22 protein-coding genes and 3 pseudogenes are annotated in these 23,636 nt (G+C 63.9%); 8 read left to right on the forward strand and 17 right to left on the reverse strand.

Features of this window, described 5'->3' with window-relative positions:
• From AC07WC_RS17100 to AC07WC_RS17130, 7 genes and pseudogenes are all read right to left on the reverse strand, one after another.
• Positions 1-885 (reverse strand): annotated as a pseudogene (locus tag AC07WC_RS17100) (autotransporter outer membrane beta-barrel domain-containing protein); the annotation flags it as partial.
• A gap of 162 nt (positions 886-1,047) precedes the next feature.
• A pseudogene (locus AC07WC_RS17105) lies at positions 1,048-1,483 on the reverse strand (autotransporter outer membrane beta-barrel domain-containing protein); the annotation flags it as partial.
• Between the two features lie 249 nt (positions 1,484-1,732).
• A complete protein-coding gene (locus AC07WC_RS17110; RefSeq protein ID WP_495211066.1) occupies positions 1,733-2,110 on the reverse strand; it encodes a hypothetical protein in 378 nt (125 codons plus the stop codon).
• Between the two features lie 51 nt (positions 2,111-2,161).
• The gene (locus tag AC07WC_RS17115) at positions 2,162-2,320 is read right to left on the reverse strand and encodes a hypothetical protein (RefSeq protein ID WP_495211067.1); all 159 of its coding nucleotides are present in this window, start codon (positions 2,318-2,320) and stop codon (positions 2,162-2,164) included.
• 32 nt (positions 2,321-2,352) lie between these two features.
• On the reverse strand, positions 2,353-2,523 hold the full coding sequence (locus AC07WC_RS17120) for a hypothetical protein (RefSeq protein WP_495211068.1): 171 nt from the start codon (positions 2,521-2,523) through the stop codon (positions 2,353-2,355).
• 118 nt (positions 2,524-2,641) lie between these two features.
• Positions 2,642-4,738: a peptidase domain-containing ABC transporter gene (locus tag AC07WC_RS17125; RefSeq protein WP_495211069.1), complete on the reverse strand. Its 2,097-nt coding sequence runs from the start codon at positions 4,736-4,738 to the stop codon at positions 2,642-2,644.
• Between the two features lie 203 nt (positions 4,739-4,941).
• On the reverse strand, positions 4,942-6,201 hold the full coding sequence (locus tag AC07WC_RS17130; RefSeq protein WP_495211070.1) for an HlyD family secretion protein: 1,260 nt from the start codon (positions 6,199-6,201) through the stop codon (positions 4,942-4,944).
• Positions 6,202-6,739: 538 nt separating this feature from the next.
• On the opposite strand from AC07WC_RS17130, the gene AC07WC_RS17135 reads away from it, so the two are divergent.
• The 5 genes from AC07WC_RS17135 to AC07WC_RS17155 all read left to right on the forward strand — a co-directional run bounded on the left by AC07WC_RS17135 (position 6,740) and on the right by AC07WC_RS17155 (position 11,672).
• Positions 6,740-8,146, forward strand: coding sequence for an amidohydrolase (locus AC07WC_RS17135; protein ID WP_495211071.1), 1,407 nt, complete (start codon positions 6,740-6,742; stop codon positions 8,144-8,146).
• The gene (locus AC07WC_RS17140; RefSeq protein ID WP_495211072.1) at positions 8,143-9,483 is read left to right on the forward strand and encodes an amidohydrolase family protein; all 1,341 of its coding nucleotides are present in this window, start codon (positions 8,143-8,145) and stop codon (positions 9,481-9,483) included. The genes AC07WC_RS17135 and AC07WC_RS17140 overlap by 4 nt, the downstream gene beginning before the upstream one ends.
• Positions 9,484-9,556: 73 nt before the next feature.
• Positions 9,557-10,189 (forward strand): 2-hydroxychromene-2-carboxylate isomerase, encoded by a 633-nt coding sequence (locus AC07WC_RS17145; RefSeq protein ID WP_495211100.1) that lies wholly within the window; start codon positions 9,557-9,559, stop codon positions 10,187-10,189.
• 88 nt (positions 10,190-10,277) lie between these two features.
• Positions 10,278-11,222, forward strand: coding sequence for a DegV family protein (locus AC07WC_RS17150; RefSeq protein WP_495211073.1), 945 nt, complete (start codon positions 10,278-10,280; stop codon positions 11,220-11,222).
• A 111-nt stretch (positions 11,223-11,333) separates the two neighbouring features.
• Positions 11,334-11,672, forward strand: a complete 339-nt coding sequence (locus tag AC07WC_RS17155) for a hypothetical protein (RefSeq protein ID WP_495211074.1) — start codon at positions 11,334-11,336, stop codon at positions 11,670-11,672.
• Between the two features lie 68 nt (positions 11,673-11,740).
• Here AC07WC_RS17155 and AC07WC_RS17160 read toward each other — a convergent pair.
• The 4 genes and pseudogenes from AC07WC_RS17160 to AC07WC_RS17175 form a co-directional block, all read right to left on the reverse strand.
• Positions 11,741-13,146, reverse strand: a pseudogene (locus AC07WC_RS17160) (efflux transporter outer membrane subunit); the annotation flags it as partial.
• Positions 13,143-14,198: an HlyD family secretion protein gene (locus AC07WC_RS17165; RefSeq protein WP_495211075.1), complete on the reverse strand. Its 1,056-nt coding sequence runs from the start codon at positions 14,196-14,198 to the stop codon at positions 13,143-13,145. The gene AC07WC_RS17165 and the pseudogene AC07WC_RS17160, both read right to left, overlap by 4 nt.
• 17 nt (positions 14,199-14,215) lie before the next feature.
• Positions 14,216-15,757: an MFS transporter gene (locus AC07WC_RS17170; RefSeq protein ID WP_495211076.1), complete on the reverse strand. Its 1,542-nt coding sequence runs from the start codon at positions 15,755-15,757 to the stop codon at positions 14,216-14,218.
• A gap of 188 nt (positions 15,758-15,945) precedes the next feature.
• Complete coding sequence (locus AC07WC_RS17175; RefSeq protein ID WP_495211077.1) at positions 15,946-16,860, reverse strand: LysR family transcriptional regulator; 915 nt, start codon at positions 16,858-16,860, stop codon at positions 15,946-15,948.
• A gap of 148 nt (positions 16,861-17,008) precedes the next feature.
• Between AC07WC_RS17175 and AC07WC_RS17180 the strand changes: the two genes are divergently transcribed.
• Positions 17,009-17,455, forward strand: a complete 447-nt coding sequence (locus AC07WC_RS17180; protein WP_495211078.1) for a universal stress protein — start codon at positions 17,009-17,011, stop codon at positions 17,453-17,455.
• A 51-nt stretch (positions 17,456-17,506) separates the two neighbouring features.
• Here AC07WC_RS17180 and fghA read toward each other — a convergent pair whose 3' ends face one another.
• Genes fghA through AC07WC_RS17195 form a run of 3 tightly spaced genes read right to left on the reverse strand, consistent with a single transcriptional unit; the run spans position 17,507 to position 19,825 of the window.
• Positions 17,507-18,337: an S-formylglutathione hydrolase gene (gene fghA / locus AC07WC_RS17185; RefSeq protein ID WP_495211079.1), complete on the reverse strand. Its 831-nt coding sequence runs from the start codon at positions 18,335-18,337 to the stop codon at positions 17,507-17,509.
• Between the two features lie 48 nt (positions 18,338-18,385).
• Complete coding sequence (locus tag AC07WC_RS17190; protein ID WP_495211080.1) at positions 18,386-19,495, reverse strand: S-(hydroxymethyl)glutathione dehydrogenase/class III alcohol dehydrogenase; 1,110 nt, start codon at positions 19,493-19,495, stop codon at positions 18,386-18,388.
• A gap of 54 nt (positions 19,496-19,549) precedes the next feature.
• On the reverse strand, positions 19,550-19,825 hold the full coding sequence (locus AC07WC_RS17195) for a metal/formaldehyde-sensitive transcriptional repressor (RefSeq protein WP_019183747.1): 276 nt from the start codon (positions 19,823-19,825) through the stop codon (positions 19,550-19,552).
• A gap of 232 nt (positions 19,826-20,057) precedes the next feature.
• Between AC07WC_RS17195 and AC07WC_RS17200 the strand changes: the two genes are divergently transcribed.
• Positions 20,058-20,210, forward strand: coding sequence for a hypothetical protein (locus AC07WC_RS17200; protein WP_495211081.1), 153 nt, complete (start codon positions 20,058-20,060; stop codon positions 20,208-20,210).
• A gap of 58 nt (positions 20,211-20,268) precedes the next feature.
• Here the strand turns inward: AC07WC_RS17200 and AC07WC_RS17205 are convergent, their stop codons facing one another.
• Both AC07WC_RS17205 and AC07WC_RS17210 read right to left on the reverse strand, forming a co-directional pair.
• Positions 20,269-20,655 carry a hypothetical protein gene (locus AC07WC_RS17205; protein ID WP_495211082.1) on the reverse strand — a complete coding sequence of 129 codons (387 nt, stop codon included), beginning with the start codon at positions 20,653-20,655 and terminating at the stop codon, positions 20,269-20,271.
• 121 nt (positions 20,656-20,776) lie between these two features.
• Positions 20,777-21,661, reverse strand: a complete 885-nt coding sequence (locus AC07WC_RS17210) for a LysR family transcriptional regulator (RefSeq protein ID WP_495211083.1) — start codon at positions 21,659-21,661, stop codon at positions 20,777-20,779.
• Between the two features lie 106 nt (positions 21,662-21,767).
• Between AC07WC_RS17210 and AC07WC_RS17215 the strand changes: the two genes are divergently transcribed.
• Complete coding sequence (locus AC07WC_RS17215) at positions 21,768-22,826, forward strand: NAD(P)-dependent alcohol dehydrogenase (protein WP_495211084.1); 1,059 nt, start codon at positions 21,768-21,770, stop codon at positions 22,824-22,826.
• 42 nt (positions 22,827-22,868) lie between these two features.
• Here AC07WC_RS17215 and AC07WC_RS17220 read toward each other — a convergent pair whose 3' ends face one another.
• Complete coding sequence (locus tag AC07WC_RS17220; RefSeq protein WP_495211085.1) at positions 22,869-23,561, reverse strand: outer membrane protein; 693 nt, start codon at positions 23,559-23,561, stop codon at positions 22,869-22,871.
• Positions 23,562-23,636: the final 75 nt, after the last annotated feature.

Here is a 23,636-nt window from a genome sequence, read left to right on the forward strand (position 1 = left end):
CACGTAGGCACCGAAGTGGGTGTTGTCGATCTCCCACCGGGCGCCGCGACCTGCAGCCTGCTTGATGTCGGTACGGCCGATACCGACCAGCCCACCGACCTGCCAGCCACCACCGAACACATGATCGGCACCGACCAGCAGCCCGTTGCTGTTGGAATCGGTGCGCGCAGCGTTGGCATCGCCATCGAGCTTGCCGCTGCCCCCGATTGCCTGCACCCATGCACCACCGGCAGCCTCATCCGCGGCACCCGGCGAACGCACGCCGACCGCACGGCTCAGGGCCGCATCACGCAGGTAGCGGCTGCTTTCCACCAGCGCCATCGGCGTGGCGGCATGGAGCTCACCACTCAGCGCATCCAGTGCCGCACCGACCTGGGCCGGGAACAGCTGGGTCAGCGGCTTGGGCAGGCCCTGGTTGATGGCCAGACCATCGGCGCTGGTGGCTACGGCGATCTGGTTGGGCGTGACCGCAGCGCTGGCCAGTGCGTTGCCGCGGGCGACGTCGATGCGCAGCCCATTGGCGCTGTAGCCCAGGCCGAACGCCAGGAACGGCGAGAAGGCCGAGAAGTCTGTCGTGGCGAACTGGCCGTTGATGCCACCGGCGGCCTGCAGGAAGTTGAACTGCTCACCGAGGTAGTACACACCGGCTTCCGGCAATGCCTTCAGGGTGCCATCCAGCGTGGCCGTACCGCTGACGCGCAGCAGATCGCTGCGGCCGCCCGGGGACAGCTCGGCCTGGTAGACGCCGGTGGCGGTCTGCACGTAATCGCCGTTGATGGTCAGCGTGCCGATCGAATTGCCCGGCGCGATGATGCCTTCGACGCGAGTGCTCCCCAGCGTACCGATGCCCTTCAAGGTGCCCTTGGCACCGACCACCGTCGCGCCATCCTGCTGCACGCCAAGGACACGGTGCCGGCGGTGACGAACAGGTCCGAGCCGTCCAGCAGGGCCCCGGCATTGACGCGGGTGGCACCCGCCGAGGTCAGCGAGCTGTCGACCAGCCGGCCATTGAGCACGAAGCTGCCGCCGCTGCCGACCGTGGTGTCGCCCGCCTGCTGCAGGCCGTTGAAGGTGACCGAGCCGCCGGTCACGTTGAGTGCCGAGCCATCGAGCACGCCCGTGGTAGAGATCACGCTGCTGCCCCCAGGCTGTTGAGCGTGGTGGACACTAGGCTGCCGTTGAGCAGGAACTGGCCGCCCTGCACATCGACCGAAGCGGTCAGTGCATTGGCACCCTCCAGTTCCAGCACGCCGTCGCGCACGATGGCGCCGTTGAAGCTGTTGTCACCGCTCAGGCGCAGCCAGCCGATGCCGGACTTGGTCAGCTTGCCCGGGCCGCCGATGTCATTGGTCCAGTCGTCCCACGCATCGCCTTCCCACACCTTCAGGCCACCGGCCTTCTGGTTCATGACCACGTCGGTGTCCACACGCAGCAGGCCGTCGCCCTCAATGGTTTTTCCGAAGCTCATCAGGCCGCAGCCACAGTCGTCGCAAATACCTCGCGTCCCGATGACGATAAGACCTCTATCTAGCCCCTTTTGACAGCACGAGATGAGAGTTTGAACACAGATCTCGACGACTAGACTGTCGTTGTACGCCCCCGCATTGAGCGATCAATCATCAGCAAAACAGAGAGTGACTGACCCATATGGGGGTCATGTGGACAAATAGTGTCGCTCAGTCATCAGTAGCCAATGAATTAGGAGAAAAATTCCGTTATAGATACAAAACCCCTAGTCATCCCTCTCGACCTGCACGTCAGCCTTGTCCCGACAGATAATTGAAATTAAAGACAGAAGCAAAGCTGGAAGTCCCAAAAGAAGCGCAAACAACAAGGGCGCACCAAATGCCCAAAGGGCACCGGAAAATACGACAGCCGAAACTCCAAGCAACGGAAATGAATATTTGACCCTTTTAATCAATAGGTAACTTGCCGTCGAACACAGTAGCGAAGATGCGGCAACGAGAACGGCAACCTCCTGAGCCACCTGGACAGGGTTAATACCCCGCAGCGCCACCACCAGCATAAGCGCCGACGCAAATGCCATCGCCATCAACGAAACAAAATAGAATTTGCCATGTCGGTCGTCAAATCCACCGGTAATTCTCATATCCGCCCTCAAAGGAGCGCAAGGCGAAAGCCTTGCGCTCCGGTCAATTATTTACCAAGCCATTTGATAGAACTGGTAGCCAGCATAGCCAGCACCAGCAATACCGACGCCAGCAACAAAGCCCTTGCCAAATGCAATGCCAACTGCAATGACGACCGGAACGACTGCCCCGTCAACGCCCTCAACTTCAAGACTGGTCAATTCACGCATATTATTCTCCCTTGAAATAGGTATCATGACAGTTATCGTGCATTGTAAAGAACGGAACCACCAATGCCGATTCCAGTCATTGTCCCAGCCATAAACGCAACACTAGTCCAACTCACCTGGGAAAGAGCAACTGCGCCAACAAACATCAAAGGCAATACGGCGCCATCAACATTCTCAATCTCTTCCATGGTCATTTCACGCATAGTACAACTCCTTCTTAGGCTGTGCATTTCCATGCACGGGGATCCGGGATAGTCCCGGGGAATAAATCGGAGATCAGTCACCATTGACTTTCACAACAAGAGCTCTGACGGAGAGCAGTCACGCCTCTATCGTCGCTGAGCCTTCCTCCGAAGGGTTAGCCCTCAATTGCTGAACGATCTTTCCACTCTCCATTACTAGGACGCGATCAGCACTAGCGATGGTTTCAGGGCGGTGGGCGACAATTACCTTGGTGAGTCTCAGCTTCCGTATCGAATCATTGACCTCACGCTCCCGGAAAACATCCAAATGACTACTAGCCTCATCCAAAACTAGTAGATGTGGCTGCCGATACAACGCCCTAGCCAATATGATCCGCTGCTTCTGACCTCCAGAGAGCGAACTTCCCATGTCACCGATGAGGCCGTGATAACCCATCGGCATCGCCCTAATTTCTTCATGAATCGCAGCCAGCTTGGCAGCAGCCTCAACCCGCCCCTGGTCCTGACTAACATCGAAGAAACTTATGTTATCTGAAATACTCCCAGCGAAGAGTTGATCTTCCTGCATGACAGCACCAACAATCGTCCGAACATTCTTGGGACCTAACTTATTTATATCTATACCACCAATTCTTACAACCCCAGAGGTTGGCTTCAGCAGTCCAAGCAATATCTTTACAAGGGTCGTTTTTCCACATCCTGACGCACCAATGATGGCCAAGGACTCTCCGGCCGCCATCCTAAAATTACACTCATTGACAATCCAGGGCTCACCTTCTGCATATCGGAACGAAAGATTCTCAACTTCGACAGTGGCGACATCGGGAGGATCAGCATCATGAAAATCTCTTTCTGGCGCGGACAGAACTATGTCGCCGAGCCGCTCTCCGTGAAGGCGAAGCATCCGAAATTCAACCCATTTGTCAATCAAGCCACCTACACGCTGCGAGAACTGATCACGATAGGCAAGATATGCGATTAACATACCGACGGAGAATACGTTATTCAAAGCCAGAAGCGCTCCAATCCAGATCACAGAAACGCGCTCGATTCCAAAGATGAGCTGGCTTCCCACATTGAAGCCCAGCGTCATACGCGAAAGTCGGACATCTTGATTTACGGTATCAATCATCAAGTTGTCGTACGCAGCTCTCCGCTGTGACTCATGGCCTGCAATTTTAATGCTCTGCATGCCACGAAGAGACTCTAATAAGTGGCTCTGTTGCCGAGCTGCAGCAACAAGCTGCTGCTCACTTCGATTGCGAACAGGCTGATACGCAATTGCGCGCAATACCGTATAAAGAGCTACCGCCAGCAGAGAGACGAGGGCAAGCTTCCAACTGTAGTACAACATCAGACCTATCGTTACAACAGCCATCAGACCATCAATAATTGCTTCAACAAAGCTTGTTGTCAGTGTCTGCTGAATACTTTGAATTGAGTTCATTCGAGAAGTAACGTCGCCAAGATGCCTCTTCTCAAAGAAGTCCAGGGGAAGTTTCATCATGTGGGCAAAAACATTACCCATCCACTGAACGCCCAATTGCGCAGACAGGTGCACTACAACCCAGCCACGAAGCAGTCCAACACAAACCTGCAACAGCAACGCAAGGCCGAACCCTAACCCGAGAACTGTCAAAAGGTCTCTATCCGCAGAGACAAGGGCATGATCAACCGTCCACTGCAAGTAGAACGGCGCTAGCACCACGAATACCTGCATAGCAAGCGATATGGCAATAATTTGTGCCAATACCCTTCGCAGCCCACGAACTGGGCCAGTCAATTGCCGCAGCGAAACTGCCGGATAGGTCTTCTGTGGCTTGAATTCCTCGGTCGGCGTCAGCTCTAGCGCCACACCGGTAAAGTGCTCAGACGCCTCCATCAGCGAAAGTGTCCGCTCGCCGAGTGCCGGGTCAAGGATAGTTATCCTCACTCGACCTACGGCACTAAGGACGACAAAGTGATTTAAATCCCAGTGCAAAATGCACGGAAGTTTCAGCTGGGATAGATGCTCCATCTCAAGCCGAACCGGCCGAGCAGAGAAGCCCAACTGCTGAGCGATCTTAATCAAATATCCAAGCCTGGCCCCTTTAAGGGATAGCGAGAAACGGCGACGCATCTCAACAAGACCAATCGCGTTACCATAAGCCTCTGAGATCATCGCAAGGCAGGCAAGGCCGCACTCCGAAGACTCTGATTGAATAATCCCCCTCACGACTTTCCCTCTTAATGCGCAACACCCTTGGGTTGAACGCCATTTCTACAGATATTGCGCACAACACCAAGCAGAAGAAAATACTCGGCCAGCTATACACTTAAGAACCCATGCCGCCGTACGAATTAGAATTCTTGTCAGCCATCGGGCAACCCGCCTCACCCCGTATTCATACGGGGCCCAGAAATACATACCCAAACAAATCACCCAGCCTTCCCCTTCACAGAAAACAAGGGTTCAAAGATCCATTCAATTAGGCTTCGACTCTCCCCCATAATATCCGCTTCGAGCAACATCCCTGGCTTTAGCGGTTCACGCCTTCCATACGCCATTACGTCTTGATTCGTCAGGCCGACAGTTACGCGATAGAAGGGTTCGCCTTGCTCTGCCCTCCCAACAAGCGTTCCAAGCTCACCCGACGTCAAAGCACTGCGGCTTATTTTTTTTACGGTTCCTCTTTGATGGCCGAACTTTTGATAAGGATATGCTTGGTATCGGAGCTGGACTTCGTCACCGGGTGCTAGGAAACCGATGGCTCGACTTGGCACAAGAAGATTTGCTTCCAGCGCCCCCTCACCGGGAATCAAACTCATCAGCGGCGCGCCGGCCTGGACGGATTGACCAGCCTTTACAAGTTGGCTCGAGACGACTCCAGCTACAGGCGCGACCACTGCCATGATTCGCTCTGACTCAGCGTGCATGCGCTCTTGTGATAGCTGCGCAAGCTCCCTGTTCAAATTAGCGTGACTCGCGAGTTCCTGACCAGGAAGTTCCTCTAAAGACTGCCGCAACTGAGCGACTACACGCTGCGTATTTGCAGCCTGCCTCCGTAACGATTGTATTTGCGCGCTATAGTCCATAGCAGCAATCTTCTGCTGCTCAATCTGAAGCAAGCTGACATATCGCTCATCAGCTAGACTATTAAGCTTTGCAAGAACATCGCTCGCCACCCTTTCTTGCTCTGATCGAGTCATTATTTCCAGCTTAATCTGATCCAACTCTCGCAGAGCGGTAGCGAGCTGCAACTGCAAACCAGCGCTTTGCGCCTTTAGCTGTGACTGATGAGCCTGGCCCCCACTTTCTAAGCCTGCTTGGCGCTGCATAAATTTCTCTTCCAACGCGACATGGGCGTCGTCCCCCAGTTGAGTCGCACGCGGAAATACAATTACGCCAAGCTTGTCTCCCAACGCAACTCGAGCCCCCTCAGACTCCGACAGGTGCTTGACGACACCATTCACTGGTGAAACCACAGTCGCCAGACCATCGATCGGCGTCAATTGACCGCTAACCGTTGAGCGACGCGTATACGTCCCTAGAACCAAGAATGAAACGACAGTTAGCGCTAAGAGCGCAGCTAACGAAGTGAATGCCCAAAGCCCAAGGGATTGAGACAGCATGATGCTCCCCAACCAGCTAGTTCGCTTTGCATTCAACACTTCCTGTCTAAACAACGGCTCCGACATCCTGTCTCCGAACATTGTTGGCGGGCGTATCACCCCCGGCGTGCATTAGACCGTAGCGTGACCTTCCGCAGAGGTCAATGAGGCAATTGCGACATCAAGCCATCAACCCTCTTGTTTTTATACCGCTGAGAAATCTGATTCCGTCACCCGAACCCCATTGAACACGTGATGCTGGCCATCCTCTATTTTGTGGAGCAGGCAGCATTCTGTTGCGTACTAGCGCGCATGCTGTTTCGATCATTCTTCTTCACAGCGCGAATGATCATTTCCGTCCCTGCGAACTACCGAGGACTATCACGACGCATCCTAGTGATTGTCAGCGCAACAATGCGCTCACCCAACTGGCGAGATACGAACGAAATATAGAAATCTAATGCCCTCGTATCGAACTGTTTGATGAAGTTAGGCGGAAGCATTCACACGCGCGTGCACCAGATCCCGCATAGTTCTCGCTACAGTGGTTCATAGCCACTTGGCAAGCGCTGTCGATCTCGCTAGCGTTCGTGCGGGCGGTTAGATGTGATTCGAGGGGAGAACCATGCAGAAGTTGTTGAGCGTCGGCGTTGGCCTGGCGTTGATGTGGATCGTGTCCGCGCCGGCGCCCGCCGCGTCGCGTTTCCTCCAGGATCCCTACCCCAGCACCTATGTGCCAATCGCCTCGGCGCCGGTGTTGATCAGCAATGCCACCGTGCTCACCGGCACCGGCGGGCGCCTGGACAACGCCGATGTGCTGCTGCGCGACGGCCGCATCGCGGCGGTGGGTACCGCCCTCAGTGCGCCGGCCGATGCGGTCCGCGTCGACGGCCAGGGCAAGTGGGTCACCCCGGGCATCATCGACGTGCACTCGCACCTGGGCGTGTATCCCAGCCCGGGCGTCAGCGCGCACAGCGACGGCAACGAGATGACCGCCCCGGTCACCGCCAACGTCTGGGCCGAGCACTCGGTGTGGCCGCAGGATCCCGGCTTTGCCGCGGCACTGGCCGGCGGCGTGACCTCGATGCAGGTGCTGCCCGGCTCGGCCAACCTGGTCGGCGGCCGTGGGGTGACCTTGAAGAACGTACCCGCGACGACCTACCAGTCCATGAAGTTCCCCGGCGCGCCGTGGGGCCTGAAGATGGCCTGCGGCGAAAACCCCAAGCGCGTCTACGGCGGCAAGGGCACCGCGCCGGGCACGCGGATGGGCAATGTCGCCGGGTACCGCGCGGCCTTCATCGATGCCAGCGAGTACATCGCCAAGAACACGCCGAAGCAGCCGAAGAAGAAGCGCTGGTTCAGTGGCGATGACAAGGGCGACAGCGCCGGCGACAGTGGCGGCAAGCGCGATCTCAAGCTGGACACCTTGGCCGGTGCGATCCAGGGCGACATCCGCGTGCACATCCACTGCTACCGCGCCGATGAGATGGCCACGATGCTGGATCTCTCCAGGGAGTTCGGCTTCAAGATCGCGGCCTTCCACCACGCGGTGGAAGCCTACAAGCTGGCCGACCGGCTCGCCGAAGAGGGCGTGTGCGGCGCGCTGTGGGCCGACTGGTGGGGCTTCAAGATGGAAGCCTTCGATGGCATCCAGGAGAACATCGCCCTGGTCGACCGCCCGGCCAACAGTTGCGCGATCGTGCACTCGGATTCGCCCGAGGGCATCCAGCGCTTGAACCAGGAGGCTGCCAAGGTGATCGCCAACGCACGTCGCGCCGGCATCGAGATCGCCCCGGAACGGGCCATGATGTGGCTCACCTCCAATGCGGCGCGCTCGCTCGGCGTGGAGAAGCAGACCGGCAGCCTGGAAGCCGGCAAGATGGGCGACGTGGTGGTCTGGAACGGCAGCCCCTTCAGTTCCTACGCATTGGCCGAGAAGGTCTACATCGATGGCCACCAGGTCTATGACCGCCAGGACGTGAGGCGGCAGCCGCTGTCGGACTTCATGCTCGGCCAGGAGGCACGCCCATGAGCCGCCGCTCGTTGCGCCTGCTGCCGCACGCTCTGCTGCTCGCCGGAGCCTGCGTGGCGCCGTCGTTGTCCGCCCAGGACCTGCTGATCCGCAACGCCACCGTGCACACCGCCGCGGCACGCGGCAGCCTGCAGCACAGCGATGTGCTGGTCCAGGGCGGCGTGATCCGCGCGGTCGGTCCGGGCCTGTCGGCGCCATCCGGCGTGGCCGTGGTGGAGGCCGCGGGCAAGCCGCTGACGCCGGCGTTGTTCGGCGGCATCACCGACATCGGTATCGAAGAAGTCTCCGGCGAATCGGCCACGGTCGACAGCACGCTCAAACTTGAAGACCAGCCGCTGCGCCCGGAATTCGATGTCACCCTGGCCTTCAATCCGGATTCGGTGCTGATTCCGGTCGCACGGCTGGATGGCATCGGCTTCACCATGCTCGGGGCCAACACCGGCGGCGGCTTCATCGCCGGCCAGGGCGGCGTGATGCGGCTGGACGGCAGCGCCGATCCGGTCGGTCCGCAGGCGTTGTTCATCCGGCTTGGCGCGTCCGGCGCCGAGCTGACCGGCAACTCGCGCGCGGCGCAGTGGATGCTGCTGGAGCAGATGGTCAGCGAGGCGTGTGGCCGCGTTCCGGCCGACTCGCCGCATGCCCTGCTGACACCGGCCGGGCGTGCCACGCTGGCACGCTACCTGGCTGGCCAGGGGCGCATCGTCGTGCAGGTCGACCGTGCCGCCGACATCCGTCAGCTGCTGCGCTGGGCCGCTCGCGAGAAGGTCAAGATCGCCATCGCCGGCGGTGCCGAGGCGTGGCGTTTGGCCCCGCAGCTGGCACAGGCCGGCGTGCCGGTGTTCGTGGATGGCCTGGGCAACCTGCCGACCAGCTTCGATCAGCTCGGCGCGACCCTGCAGAACGCGGCGCGACTGAAGGCGGCCGGCGTGGCGGTCAGCTTCGATCAGCTCGGCGCGACCCTGCAGAACGCGGCGCGACTGAAGGCGGCCGGCGTGGCGGTCAGCTTCGCCCAGCGCGACGATGCTTCGCACAACGCGCGCAAGATGCGCCAGCTGGCCGGCAACGCGGTCGCCAACGGCTTGCCCTGGAACGATGGCCTGGCCGGCCTGACCCGGGTTCCGGCACAGGCGCTGGGGGTCGGCGACCGGATCGGTACCATCGAACCCGGCAAGCTGGCCGACCTGGTGCTGTGGGAAGGCGATCCGCTGGATGTGGGTCACTATGCCGAGCAGGTCTGGCTGGGCGGCCGCGCGATGCCGATGCGCTCGCGCCAGACCGAGCTGCGCGACCGCTACCAGGCCCCGGCGTCCAGCGAACCGCGCGCATACTCGCGCTGACTCCCTGCACAGGGCCGCTGCCTGCGGCGGCCCTGTGTTCCGCGCCCCTGTCGTCCTGCAACGTGAGCACCCGATCATGGCCCTGCGCTGGTATTTCGACTTCGTCTCACCGTTCGCTTACCTGCACTGGCAGCAGCTCAAGGCGTTGCCGCAGTTCAAGAGCATCGTTCCGGTGCCGATCGCCTTCGGCGCGGTGCTGCACCACCTGGGCAACCTGGGTCCGGCCGAGATTCCGGCCAAGCGGGTGTTCACCTATCGGCAGGCGTTGTGGCAGGCCCGCAGTGCCGGGGTGACGCTGCGCTTTCCGCCGGGCCATCCGTTCAACCCGCTGGCGGCGCTGCGCCTGTGCCTGGCCGCCGGCGCCAGCCACGAGACGGTCGAGATCCTGTTCAACTGGATCTGGCGCGACGGCCATGCCGGCGACAGTGCAGCCGCGTTGGCCTTGCCCGGCGCGATGCTGGACATCGCCGATGTCGCCGCGGCAATCAGCGCACCGTCGGTCAAAGAGGAACTGCGGCGCAATACGGATGCCGCGCTGGCCGCCGGGGTCTTCGGCGTGCCGACCCTAGCGATCGGCACCGAGCTGTTCTGGGGCAACGACGCCCATCCGCTGATGCAGGCGGTGCTGGCCGATCCGGCCCTGCTCGAGCGGGGCGAATGGGCCCGGATCAAGGACCTGCCGGTGGCCGTGGAACGCAGCCGCTGAAGGAGGCCCCCTCCCCGGTCAGGCAAAACATCTCGTTTTGAGATAGCGTTCACGTTTCCGAACCTACAACCTGCCGGAGGGGCACAGGATGCGCATCGGAATCGTGGTCGACTCTGCGTGCGATCTGCCGCAGGAGTTCATTGAACAACACAACATCGTGCTGCTGCCGATCACCGTCCGCATTGGCGAGGCCGTGCTGGCCGACCATCGCGACGAACAGGCGACACTGAGTTTCCTGCATGCCCATGTGGCCGAGCACGGCGCCGAAGCGGAGACCATTCCATTCAGCGTCAACCAGATCCGGGACCTGTTCCTGGGCAAGCTGGTGATCGATTACGACCATGTGTTCTGCATGACGATCACCAAGACCCGCAGCCCGATCCACGACAACGCGATGCAGGCGAGCTTCGCGATCCTCAACGACTACAAGCCGGTGCGGCAGGCGGCAGGCTTCAACTCACCGTTCGCGCTGCGCGTGCTCGATACCCAGAACCTGTTCGCCGCTCAGGGCGTGACCGCGGTGGAAGCGGTACGCCTGCGCGACAGCGGCGCAAGCGTGCAGCAGATCCGCGAGCGGCTGGAGCTGCTGGCGCACAACGTGCACGGCTACATGATCACCCGCGATCTGTACTACATGCGCGCCCGTGCACGGCACAAGGGCGACCGCAGCGTCGGCCTGATCAGTGCCGCGCTGGGCAGTGCGCTGGACATCAAGCCGGTCCTGCATGGCTACCGCGGGGAGACCGGGCCGGTGGCCAAGATCAAGGGCTTCGACAACGCCGTGCAGAAGCTGTTCGATTTCGTCGGGCAGCGGGTCAAGGCAGGCCTGATGACCCCGACGGTGTGCATCAGTTATGGCGGTGAACTGGCCGACCTGCAGGCGCTGCCTGGCCATGCAGCGCTGCGCGAGACCTGCCAGGCCCATGGCGTGCAGGTGTTCGAGGCGGTGATGAGCCTGACCGGCATGGTCAATGTGGGCAAAGGCGCGCTGACCATCGGCTTCGCCGACGGTCCGCATACCTTCAGCGGCTGACCACACTGGCCAGCCACGCCGCGGCCATGCCACGATCCCGGCACGGCGCCGGTTCTGCACGCGGATTGCACCGCGTCTCTGCCAGCCTTGCCGCATTCAATGGAGGTAACCATGCCAGTTAGTTATGACATCAGCCTGCCGGATCCGGCCAAGGCACGCGGCAACGACCCGGACCTGTCCTTCCGCGCCCAGGGCGCGGCGGGGCTGGCCGAAGAGTTGGAGAACGCGCTGCGCACCACGGTGCTGTTCGACCGCTGGCGCGCAAAACAGGACGATCCCGACGCAGTCGACCCGCAGTGGGGTGCAACCGATCCGGCCGCCACCGTGACCGGCGCGCAGGATGATCTGCGGATCAACCTGTGCGCCACCACCAGCATCGACAGCGATGTGTTCAAGCAGCGCCTGCGCATGCTGGCCGGCAGTCACTGGGAACTGCGCAACGTGCGTTGAGCGATGTTGCCAACCCCGCTGGCAGCCGACACGCTGCCAGTGAGGGCTGCATCCGCCCCCTCATCGCGCCACCCACCGCCCAGCGCTCGATACAGATCCACCCGGGCGATCGCAGCCGCCGCCTGGCTGCCAGCCAGCGCCGCCTGGTTGTCCAGCGCGATGCGCTGGGTGGTCAGCACGTCGAGCATGTCGATCACCCCCGCTTGGTACTGGCGGCGCGCCGCCGCCAACGCACGCTCACTTTCCTCCACCGCCACCTGCAGCGCCTGCCCACGCTGCTGTTCCGCGCTGTAGCCGTCGATCGCATCGTCCACATCGTGCCAGGCCTGCAGCACCGTCTTCTGGAACTGCAGTCCGGCCTGGCGTTCCTGCAACCGGCTCAGGGCCAGGTTCGCCTTGAGCCGGCCTCCCTGGAAGATCGGCAGACTGATCGCCGGGCCGATGCTGAAACGATGTGCGTTCCAGCCGTCCAGCTCGTCGAGCTGTCTGGCCTGGAAGCCGGCATCGCCAGTGAGGGTGATGCGCGGCAGGAAGTTGCCTTTGGCCACACCGATGCCCGCCGTCGCCGCGTGCAGGGCCGCTTCGGCGCGGCGGATGTCCGGGCGGCGCTCGACCAGGTCGCTGGGCAGGCCGGTCGCCATGCCGGGCAATGCCGGCCAATCGCGCCGTGCGCTGTCCAGTTGTGCGTCCAAGGCCTGCGGAGAGCGCCCCAGCAGCAGGGCCAACGCATTGCGCAGTTGCGATTGCCGATGCTGCAGCGGCACTACCCGCGCCGCCAGTGCGGCCACCTGTGCGGCCGCACTGGCGACCTGCAGGGTGGTCGCCACGCCCCGCTGCTGGCGGGCCAGGGTCAGCCGCTGTACGTCACGCGCGATGTGCAGGTTGTTCTCGGTAATGGTCAGCAACTGCCGGGTGGCACGCAGTTGCAGGTAATCGCGGGCCGTTTCAGCCATGACCGCGGTCTGCACCGCGTGCCAGTCTTCGTTGGCGATCTGCACGCGGGCATCGGCGATCTCGACCTGACGCCGCACACGGCCCCACAGATCCAACTCCCAGCCCAGGCCGATACCGGCCTGGAACAGTCCGTAGTCCTCGCGCCCGGCGTTGCCGGACGGGTCGTTCAGGCCGACCTCGCTGTTGCGCGCTCGGGTGGCGCCGACCGTCGCACCGACGGCCGGTACGCGGTCGGCGGCTCTGATTCCGCGCAGCGCGCGGCTCTGCGCGACGCGGTTGGCGGCCAGCTGCACATCCTGGCCTGCATGGCCTGGCTCGCCAGTGCCGCCAGCAGCGGATCCTCGAAGCCGTTCCACCATGCCGCGTCATCAGCGAAGGCGGCCGAAGTGATCACCCGGCCCGCCCACTGCGCCGGCAGGCTCGCCTCGGGCCGCACGAAATCCGGGCCGAGGGTGCAGGCGGCCAGCGCGGTGCACAGCGCGCTGCCTGCGATCAGGCGCAACGTCTGCCGGATCCTCATGCGCCCTCCCCCGGCAGTCCACGCGCGCCACTGTCCAGATCCACGCGCGCCTCCACCGACATGCCTGCGCGCAGCTTGCCCGCCAGCGGCTGGCCTTCATCGAGCACGATCTTGACCGGAATCCGCTGGACCACCTTGGTGAAGTTGCCGGTGGCGTTCTCCGGTGCGATCGCAGCGAAGGTCACGCCGGTGGCCGGGGCGATGCTGTCGATCCGGCCGTGCAGCGGCTGGCCGGGGAACACATCCACCTGCACGTCCACGCGCTGTCCCGCGTGCATCCGGGTCATCTGCGTTTCCTGGAAGTTGGCGACCACGAACGCCTGCTGCAGCGGCAGCACCGCGAGCACCGGCGTGCCCGGGGTGAGGTAGGCGCCCACGCGCACCGCGCGGCGGCCGACCATGCCATCGATCGGCGCGCGCAGCTCGGTATGCGACAGGTCCAGTTCGGCACGGGCCTGTGCGGCTTCGGCGCGCTGCACGGCGGCCTGCGCGGACTGCACGCTGGCAGTCAGCAGCGCAATGCGTTGCCGCGCGTTGAGCACGGCGGCGGTGCCCTGCTGCAGGTGCGCACCGGCCACGGCCTGGCGCGACTGTGCCTGCTGCGCGTTCTGCACGGTGCCCGTGCCATCACTGGCCAACGCCTGGTAACGGCGTTGATCGGCCTGGGCGAGACTGAGCTCGGCGCGACTGACATCCACGCTGGCCTGGGCCTGATCGATCACCGACCCCTGCTGCGCCAGGGCGGCCTGTGCGCTGGCCAGTTGCGCCTGCGCATTGGCGAGATCGGCACGCGCCGCCGCCAGCGCGACCTGATAGTCGCGGTCATCGATGTGTGCGAGCACATCACCCGCCTTGACCCTCTGGTTGTCCTGCACGCGGACCTCGCTGACGAAGCCAGCGATCTTCGGCGCGACCACGGTGAAGTCCGCGGTGACATAGGCGTTGTTGGTGGATTGGTGGCGGCCGTCGCGCAGCAGCCACCAGGTACCGCCGGCGAGCAGCAGCAGTCCGGCGGCGATGACGAAGGGAACGGAGGTGCGATGCAGGGACACGGGGGAGTTCCTTGAATTCAAGCCACGGCGCGTGGCGGATGGATGCGTGTGGGCAGCCACGGAATCAGCGCGATCAGCGCCACTGCCACCCACGCGACGAGGAGATAGAGATCGGCCGAGGTCAGCGCCACCACCTGCGCATGCAGGCGTGCGCCCAGCCCTGGCGCGGTGGTGGCGTCAAGCCAGCTCGCGTTGCCGATCCGGTCGACCAGCACGGTCGAGTGCAGGTGGCTGCGCACGGTGGTGACCGCCTCGAGCACGCCACCGGCGAGCACCGCGGCGAATCCTTTGACCGTGTTGAACCACGCCGAGGCGAACGGGCCATCAGTCGGCGCCAGGCTACCGGTGGCAAGCAGCAGCAAGGGCAGCACCGCCATGGGCTGGGCGATGATCTGGATCACCTGCAGCCACAGGAAATCGTCGCGATGCCACTCGGTGGTCAGCTGTGCGCCCAGGCCACAGGCCAGCGCCAGCAGCCCCAGGCCGATGGCCTGCACCCAGCGGCTATCCACCCGGCGCTGATTGAGCAGGGTCGCCACCAGCGGCAGTGCGATCAGCTGCGGCAGCGCGACCCACAGCAGCATCGGCGCGGTCTGCAGCGGTCGGTAGCCCTGCACTTTGGCGAGGAAGCTGGAGGGAATCATGATCACCGCCAGCAGCACGAACAGCACGCCGCCCAGCGTGATCAGCGCGTAGGTCAGATTGCGGTTGGCCAGCAACTGCAGCTTGAAGAACGGCAGCGGGTGCGACCATTCGTTGTAGAGGAACAACGCCAGCAGCCCGGTGCCGCCACCGAGCAGCAGGCAGATCACCGGCGAGGCGAACCAGTCCAGCCGCGGCCCCTGCACCAGCCCGATCACCAGCATCACCAGCGCTGGAAACCCCAGTGCGAGGCCGACGCCGTTGAACTGCGCGAACCGATCCAGCCGCAGCGGATCCTGTGGCAGCCCCCAGGCCACCATGCCGACGGCGGCCAGGCACCACGGCACGATCTGCCAGAACGCCCACTGCCAGCCCACGAACTCCACCCACAGGGCCGCCATCGGGGTGCCCAGGCTCGGCCCGAACGTCGCGGTCAGTGCGTAGCCGGCCAGGCCGTACAACTTGATGCCCGGCGGCAGGAAGCGCAGTGCCACGCTCATCAGCAGCGGCGGCAGCGCACCACCGGCCAGCCCCTGCAGCGCACGCAGGATCAGGAACGAAGGCAGGTCCGGCGCGAACGGACACAGCACGCCCAGCACCATGAAGGCACCGATCATCACCAGCGCAAAGCGGCGCAGGGAGAAGGTCACCGCACACCACGGCGCGAACGCCATCGCACTGACCGACATCGCCGTGTACAGCGCGATGATCCAGCTGCCCTCGTCGGCGCTGAAGCCCATCGCGCCGCGGATGTCGGCCAGCGCTACCTTGGTGACGTTTTCGTTGATGCCGGAGATCAGCACGGCCAACAGCACGCCGCACAGGCCGACCGCCAGACGCAAGCCGAACGCCGCCTGCCCGGCAGGTGCGGCAGGTGCAGCCGTCGCCGCCGGAAGGGTTACGGCGACAGCCGTCATCGGACACCGCCAGGGTGCGGGGGTGCGGGGGGTGCAGCGGGAACAACACGGACATGGATCCACTCCACGACGGGGAGCGGCAGTCTAGGCAGCGCCGATGCTGCGAAAAATGCTGCGTCGGCCAGCCCTGGCGTGCATCCCACGCACGCCTCGCCGATCACCGTACAAGCGGGCGCGGCCGCGGCGTGTCAGGCCTGCGTGGACTCCGCATCGCACATCGCCTTGATGCTGCGGCGCAGCCAGCGATGCGCCAGATCGCTGTCCAGGCGGGGATGCCATGCCTGCACGACAATCGCGCTGCGGACCGGAATCGGCAGCTCGAACAGGCGCAGCGGAACGCCGAGGCGTTCCAGCCGGCCCAGCATCACGCTGGGCATCTGCGGCAGGATCAGGTCCGAGTCGGCCGCGGCGAAGATCGCCGAATGGAAGGTCGGCATGATCTGCGCGACCCGCCGGCGCAGGCCCAGCACCTCCAGATCCTCGTCGATCGGGCCATACCAGCGGCCACGACGCGATACGGCGATGTGATCGAAGGCCACGAAGCGCTCGGCGGTGATCTCCCCGGCGAAGATCGGATGGGCCTCGTGCGCGGCACCGAAGAACGAGGTGCTGAACAGATTCTGCACCTTGGTATCGGCACTGAGTTTGCCGGCGGCGCTGATGTGCAGATCGATCCGCCCCTGCTCCATCGCATCGTCGTCCCCATCGCCCTCGGGGACGAAGCGCAGCACCGAACACGGCGCCTGTGCCTTGAACAGCTCACGCATGCGACCACCGTAGGTGCCGACGAACACATCGTTGGCGCGGATGCTGAAGGTGCGCTCCAGGGTCATCATGTCGACCTCGCGGCCGGCGTTGAACACCAGGTGCGCCTGCTCGATCACCCCACGTACCTGCTCGCGCAGCTGCAGCGCGCGCGGGGTCGGGGCCAGGCCGCGACCCGCCCGGACCAGCACCGGGTCACCGATCGCCTCGCGGATGCGGCCCAGCGTGCGGCTCATCGCCGGGGCACTGAGATTCATCCGTCGTGCCGCGCCCACGACACTGCCCTCCTCGATCAGGGCATCCAGGGCAATGAGCAGATTCAGATCGGGCATGGTCACGGCAGTATCACCTTCAACGTGTGGCGGTGACTCTACTGCAATCCAAACTCCCTATTCGTGCGTTACACGCACTGCTCGCCTGCGGCGCACGGCATGGGTCCGGCGCGGGCACTGGGCGACCCTAGCGGCCCCTCTCCCGAGAATGCCGATGTTCACCAAGATTCTAGTGGCCCTCGATGGCGGCCCGCAGCACGCACAGGTCCTGGCGCTGGCCGGGTCGCTGGCCGGCCCTGCCTCGCGCCTGCACCTGCTGTGCGTGCTGGATCCCGCCTTCGCGCTGGCCGATGACGCACCGCGTGCCGACCATGCCGAATACCCGGCCGCCGATGATCAGGTCCACCAGGCCGAGCGTCTGCTGGCCACCGCGCTGGGCAGCCTGCACGAGCGCGGTATCGATGGCCTCGGGCATCACCCGGCCGGCGAACCGGCCCAGGTGATCTGCGACTACGCCCGCCAGCACGGCTGCGACCTGATCGTCATCGGCCATCGCCACCTGTCGCGCATGGAACGCCTGCTGGACCGCTCGGTCGGGCAATGGACGGTGGACCATGCGCCCTGCCCGGTGCTGGTGGAAGTGCGCGGCGGCGATGCCTGAGCGCGTGCCACCCTGCCGGGCAGCTGCCCAGCGGGTGGTCAACCGGTGCGCTCAGCCGTACAACGCCTTGGCGTGATGCGCGATGTGCTCACCGATGAAGCTGCTGATGAAGTAATAGCTGTGGTCGTAGCCGGGCTGCAGGCGCAGCGTCAGCGGGTGACCGGCCGCGGTGCAGGCCGCCTGCAGCCACTGTGGCTGCAGCTGGTTGTCGAGGAACTCATCGCCACCGCCCTGGTCGACCAGCAACGGCAGCCGCTCGGTGGCGCCGGCAACCAGCGCGCTGGCATCCCACGCCGCCCAGCTGGCGCGGTCCTCACCCAGATAAGCGGTGAAGGCCTTCTGGCCCCACGGCACGCACGTCGGCGCGACGATCGGCGAAAACGCCGACACGCTCTTGTAGCGGCCGGGGTTCTTCAGGGCGATCACCAGCGCACCATGACCGCCCATCGAGTGGCCGCTGATGCTGCGTGCGCCTGTGGTCGGGAAATGCGCCTCGATCAGCGCCGGCAGTTCCTCCACCACGTAGTCGTACATGCGGTAGTGCGCCGCCCACGGCTGCTGGGTGGCGTTCACATAGAAACCAGCCCCCTTGCCCAGGTCGTAGCCTTCGGCATCGGCGACGTCATCGCCGCGCGGGCTGGTGTCGGGCGCGACCAAGATCACGCCGTGCTCGGCGGCATAACGCTGCGCGCCGGCCTTGGTGATGAAGTTCTGTTCGGTGCAGGTCAGCCCGCTCAGCCAGTACAGCACCGGCAGCTTCTGCGTGGCCGCCTGCGGCGGCAGGTAGACGGCGACCGTCATCTCGCAGCCCAGCACCTGCGAGGCATGGCGGTACACGTCCTGCCAGCCGCCGGACGCGGCGCGGTGTTCGATGCGTTCCATGGGGATTCTCCGTAGGGGCGACGCGGATCACGCGCCGCCCGCAGTGACTCAGAAATGCACGACCGAGCGGATCGACTTGCCTTCATGCATCAGATCGAACGCCTCGTTGATCTCGTCCAGGCCCATCGTATGGGTCACGAACGGCGCAAGTTCGATATCGCCCTTCATGGCGTCTTCGACCATGCCCGGCAGCTGGCTGCGGCCCTTGACGCCACCGAAGGCGGTGCCCTTCCACGAGCGGCCGGTGACCAGCTGGAACGGACGGGTCGAGATTTCCTGGCCCGACCCGGCGACGCCGATCACGACCGACTGGCCCCAGCCACGGTGTGCGCATTCCAGCGCCGCGCGCATCACGTTGACGTTGCCGATGCATTCGAACGTGTGGTCCACGCCCCACGTGGTCATCTCCACGATGACCTGCTGGATCGGCTTGTCATGGTCCTTCGGGTTGATGCAGTCGGTCGCACCGAACTGCTTGGCCAATTCGAACTTGGCGGGGTTGGTATCGATCGCGAAGATGCGGCCGGCCTTGGCCTGGCGCGCGCCCTGGATCACCGCCAGGCCGATGCCACCCAGCCCGAACACCGCCACCGAATCGCCTTCCTGCACCTTGGCGGTGTTGTGCACCGCGCCGATGCCGGTGGTCACGCCGCAGCCGAGCAGGCAGACGTGCTCCGGGTTGGCGTCCGGGTTGATCTTGGCCAGCGAGACGTCGGCCACCACGGTGTACTCGCTGAAGGTGGAGCAGCCCATGTAGTGGTAGATCGGCTCGCCGTTGTAGCTGAAGCGGGTGGTGCCATCGGGCATCACGCCCCTGCCCTGGGTGGCACGCACGGCCACGCACAGATTGGTCTTTCCGCTCTTGCAGAACAGACACTCACCACATTCGGCGGTGTACAGCGGAATAACGTGGTCGCCCGGCTTGACGCTGGTGACGCCCTCGCCCACTTCCACCACGATGCCCGCGCCTTCATGACCGAGCACGGCGGGGAACAGACCTTCCGGATCGTCACCGGACAGCGTGAACGCATCGGTGTGGCAGACACCGGTGTGGGTGATCTTGACCAGCACTTCGCCCTTCTGCGGCGGCGCGACATCGATCTCGACGATCTTCAACGGCTCGCCAGCGGCGAAGGCAACGGCAGCACGGGATTTCATGGGGAACACTCCAAGGCAGGGAACAAGATCGGCAGCGCGCGGTCGCCCGCGCACCTATTTGAGGTAGGAACGAATGAGCATGCTCATCTCGCGCACGCGCTCATCGCGCTGCGCATCGGATTGGGCCGGTTGCCCGAACTCTTCGCGCAGATGCGCCTCCATCACTTCGGACATCAGCCCGTTGACGGCACCCCGGATCGCGGCGATCTGCTGCAGCACCGGCCCACACTCGGCCCCGGCTTCCAGCGCGCGGTCGAGGGCATCGCACTGGCCACGGATCCGACGGACCCGGGCGAGAACGCGTTTTTTTTCCTGCGGCGAATGGGGCATGGAGCAAGCGGCCAGTTAACTATACTGGGGGTTAGTATACAGCAGCGGGAAATCCAAGTCGTTGACAGGCGCCCCGGCTCGCAAGAACAATCCAACTCGGCCGCCGCATGCATCCGCCGGCGTCACGGACGACATCGCTTCCCCTTTGCCGACGGACCTTCCGATGCCAACGCTACGCGCAGTGCTCCCCCCACTCTGCTTTCTTGCCGGCGGTGCGTTGCTGCTTCGCGGCATGAGCGTGCTGTCATCGCGCATGGGGGATGCGGCCGGACAGACATCGGCGTACGCCGACGGATATGCAGCCGGACAGATGGCTGCCGGGCTGCTGCTGGTAGCGGCGGCCATGGGTTTGATCTTGCTGGGATGGCGCAGGCTGCGCCACTGACCCCTCGGGCACGACATCCCGCGCAACGCGCAGGGATGTCGCCGGCACGCCGCATCCCTCAGCGCTGCCGGGCCCTGCGGTCGTTCCGCCAGGCCAGCCACAGCCGGACCACCAGCAGAGCGGCGAACGCCACCACGACACCCTTGATCAAGGGCACCGATGCCTCTCCGGCCCGTGGCCAGAACGCAAGCCACGCGAAGGCGGCGGCGAGCCCGGTATAGGCCAGCAACAGCAGCCATTTGGCGACCCGCCGGGAAAACGGCAGGGCCACGGCGGGCGCTGCCGCGAGCAGACCGGCGGCCACGATGACCACCCAACCGGCGCCGGCCATCATGGCGAGGGTCACTGCCACGCAGACCAGCACCAGGGCGCCGATGATGACGAAATAGGCCGTCACCCAGGAAATGAGCAGGTTGAACAGATGTCGAGAGTGCATCCCTTCCACGTGTTGCCTCCTTGTGGTCATACCGCGATGTGATCGTTGCAGGGCCAGCGAGACGTCCGCTCGCAGGACTCAGGCTACCCAACCCGACTGCGTGCCGCCAGTGCAGGCGCCTTCAGGCGAATTACTCCCGCAGCAGATCGATGAACGCCCGCAGCGCCGACGACATCTGCCGTTGCCGCGGGTAATACACCGCAAAGCCCGCGAACGGTTCACTCCAGTCCTCCAGCACGGCGACCAGCCGGCCGTCGTCCAGATACGGGCGTGCGGAATCTTCCAGCACGTAGGCCAGCCCCAGCCCGTCCACGACCGCCTGCAGGATCGTGTTCTGATCGCCAAGGGTCAGGCGACCCGGCACGTCGATTTCCAGCGCCTGGCCATCGCGTTCGAACTGCCACTTGTAGAGATGGCCGCTGGCGAAGCGGAAGCGCACGCACTCGTGGCCGACCAGATCGCGCGGATGCCGGGGTATCTCGCGTCCCTCCAGATACGACGGTGCCCCCACGATCAACCCACGCAGCGCCGGCCCCAGCGGCACCGCGACCATGTCTTCCGGCACCGATTCGTGCAGGCGCACACCGGCATCGTAGCCACCGGCCACGATATCGACCAGGCCGTCGTCCTGGGCCAGTTCCAGGCGCACATCCGGGTGGGCCAGCAGGAACTTCGCCAGGCGCGGGCCGAGCTGGGTCTGGACGGCGGCGCGGGTGGCGTTGATCCGCAGCAGGCCAGCCGGTGCGGCCCGGAAGTGATTCATTTCTTCCAGCGCGTCATGCACCTGTCCCAGCGCGGGCTGCAGCCGTTCCAACAGGCGCTGGCCGGCTTCGGTAAGGGCGACGCTGCGGGTGGTGCGGTGGAACAACCCCACGCCCAGGCGCTCTTCCAGCGCGCGGATCGCATAGCTGACCGCCGAGGTGGACAGCGCCAGTTCGGCACCGGCCTTGCGGAAGCTGCGGTGGCGGGCCACGGCGGCGAAGGCGGCCAGGTGGGTCAGGTTGTCAGTGACCATGATTATCCCGTTTCACTTGATGAATCATGCCGATATCCTGACTTTTTGTGCACGGGATCGGGGCGTATTGTAAAGCGCCTTTCTACAAACCTGCCAAGGATTCCCCATGTCCCTCGCCCATGGTTATGCGGTCCACGACCAGACCGCGCCGCTGGCGCCGTTCTCCTTCGAACGTCGCCCGGCCGGTCCCGATGACGTGCGCATCGAGATTCTCTTCAGTGGCATCTGCCACTCCGATCTGCACCAGGCCCGTGACGACTGGGGTGGCTCCAAGTTCCCGATGGTGCCGGGCCACGAGATCATCGGCCGCGTGACCGAGGTCGGTGCCAATGTCACCCGCTTCAAGATCGGCGACTTCGCCGGTGTCGGCTGCATGGTCGATTCCTGCCGCCATTGCGCTGCCTGCGACGAAGATCTGGAGCAGTACTGCGAGAAGGGCGCGACCTTCACCTACAACAGCACCGAGCACGAGAGTGGCCAGCCGACCTTCGGCGGCTACTCCGACCACATCGTGGTCGAGCAGCGTTTCGTGGTGAAGGTGTCCGAGACGCTCGACCTCAAGGCCGCCGCACCGCTGCTGTGCGCAGGCATCACCACCTACTCCCCGCTGCGCCATTGGAAGGTCGGTCCCGGCCAGAAGGTCGGCGTGATTGGTTTGGGTGGCCTGGGCCACATGGGCGTGAAGTTCGCCAAGGCGATGGGCGCCACCGTGGTGATGATCACCACCACCCCGGAAAAGGGGGCCGATGCCAAGCGCCTCGGCGCCGATGAAGTACTGGTCTCGCGTGATCCGGCGCAGATGAAGGCCCACGCCGGCAGCTTCGATTTCCTGCTCAACACCATCCCGGTCAGCCACGACACCAACCCGTACATGTCCCTGCTCAAGCGCGATGCGACGATGTGCCTGGTCGGCGTGTTGACCGAGCTGGAGCCGCCGCTGATGGGCGCTGCGATGATGTTCGGCCGCAAGCACATCACCGGCTCGGCGATCGGCGGCATGGCCGAAACGCAGGAGATGATGGACTTCTGTGCCGAGCACAACATCGTCAGCGATGTGGAAGTGATCGACATCAAGACCGTCAACGAGGCCTGGGAGCGCATGGCGAAGAACGACGTTCGCTACCGCTTCGTGATCGACATGGGCACGCTGGAAAAGGCGGCCTGATATCCGCGCACCGGCCGGAAAACACCGGCCGGTGCGTCTGACTTAAAAGGCGTAGCGGAGGCCGAGATGGACCTCGCTGGAGGCCAGATCCAGGCGCATCTTTTCATCCTGCAGGCCACGCGCATTGCCGAATGCGTTCCAGCCGCTCTCGGCCGTGCCCATGTCGACGTAGCGATAGCCCAGCTCCAGCGTGGTGCGCTCCACCGGGGTATACGACACGCCGGCACCCACCGACCAGGCCAGGTTGGTCTGCGATGCAGCGGTGTAGGTGCGCGAAGTGTTGCCTTGCCAACCGCTGGACTTCAAATGCGCCAGACCGATACCCGCGGTGCCATAAAGAGACCACGCCGTCGCAACGGGATAGTCCCGGTACGCATTGACCATCAGCCGCTGGGACTCCACTCGATGATTGTTGAAGCTGGTCGGAAACACCGAGGATCCGCTGGTGAACGTATCGCTGCGGCCGAAGGTGTACTCACCCTCTGACCGCCAGCCGTTGCCAAATGCGTAGCCGTATGCCAAGGCGCCGGTCATGACACGGTTGCGCTCGCGCCCGGGTACGAAGGCGCCGATGCCGGGACGCGCGCTGGCATCCATGTTGTTTGCCCGATGCTGTGCGCTCACGAGGCGGGCCGCAGCATAGGCGCCTTCTGCAGTGTCGGTTTGTGCATGGACGATGTGCGGCGCCGCAGCGCACGCGAGAAGACAGGCGAATCCGATGGGGGACAATTTCATGAATGATCTCGAGGCAAGGGAAAGACGCAATCGCACGGCCGTCGCAGCAAAACGCATCCGACCGCAACGACGACA

The organism is Stenotrophomonas sp. GW821-FHT01H02A (genome assembly GCF_059422145.1).

Bases quoted from the DNA above. Each gene is read 5' to 3' on its own strand.
- AC07WC_RS17110 (WP_495211066.1), bottom strand. From the start codon at position 2,110: ATGAGAATTACCGGTGGATTTGACGACCGACATGGCAAATTCTATTTT.
- AC07WC_RS17115 (WP_495211067.1), bottom strand. From the start codon at position 2,320: ATGCGTGAATTGACCAGTCTTGAAGTTGAGGGCGTTGACGGGGCAGTC.
- AC07WC_RS17120 (WP_495211068.1), bottom strand. From the start codon at position 2,523: ATGCGTGAAATGACCATGGAAGAGATTGAGAATGTTGATGGCGCCGTA.
- AC07WC_RS17130 (WP_495211070.1), bottom strand. From the start codon at position 6,201: ATGTCGGAGCCGTTGTTTAGACAGGAAGTGTTGAATGCAAAGCGAACT.
- AC07WC_RS17135 (WP_495211071.1), top strand. From the start codon at position 6,740: ATGCAGAAGTTGTTGAGCGTCGGCGTTGGCCTGGCGTTGATGTGGATC.
- AC07WC_RS17140 (WP_495211072.1), top strand. From the start codon at position 8,143: ATGAGCCGCCGCTCGTTGCGCCTGCTGCCGCACGCTCTGCTGCTCGCC.
- AC07WC_RS17150 (WP_495211073.1), top strand. From the start codon at position 10,278: ATGCGCATCGGAATCGTGGTCGACTCTGCGTGCGATCTGCCGCAGGAG.
- AC07WC_RS17155 (WP_495211074.1), top strand. From the start codon at position 11,334: ATGCCAGTTAGTTATGACATCAGCCTGCCGGATCCGGCCAAGGCACGC.
- AC07WC_RS17170 (WP_495211076.1), bottom strand. From the start codon at position 15,757: ATGACGGCTGTCGCCGTAACCCTTCCGGCGGCGACGGCTGCACCTGCC.
- AC07WC_RS17180 (WP_495211078.1), top strand. From the start codon at position 17,009: ATGTTCACCAAGATTCTAGTGGCCCTCGATGGCGGCCCGCAGCACGCA.
- fghA (WP_495211079.1), bottom strand. From the start codon at position 18,337: ATGGAACGCATCGAACACCGCGCCGCGTCCGGCGGCTGGCAGGACGTG.
- AC07WC_RS17190 (WP_495211080.1), bottom strand. From the start codon at position 19,495: ATGAAATCCCGTGCTGCCGTTGCCTTCGCCGCTGGCGAGCCGTTGAAG.
- AC07WC_RS17195 (WP_019183747.1), bottom strand. From the start codon at position 19,825: ATGCCCCATTCGCCGCAGGAAAAAAAACGCGTTCTCGCCCGGGTCCGT.
- AC07WC_RS17200 (WP_495211081.1), top strand. From the start codon at position 20,058: ATGAGCGTGCTGTCATCGCGCATGGGGGATGCGGCCGGACAGACATCG.
- AC07WC_RS17210 (WP_495211083.1), bottom strand. From the start codon at position 21,661: ATGGTCACTGACAACCTGACCCACCTGGCCGCCTTCGCCGCCGTGGCC.
- AC07WC_RS17215 (WP_495211084.1), top strand. From the start codon at position 21,768: ATGTCCCTCGCCCATGGTTATGCGGTCCACGACCAGACCGCGCCGCTG.
- AC07WC_RS17220 (WP_495211085.1), bottom strand. From the start codon at position 23,561: ATGAAATTGTCCCCCATCGGATTCGCCTGTCTTCTCGCGTGCGCTGCG.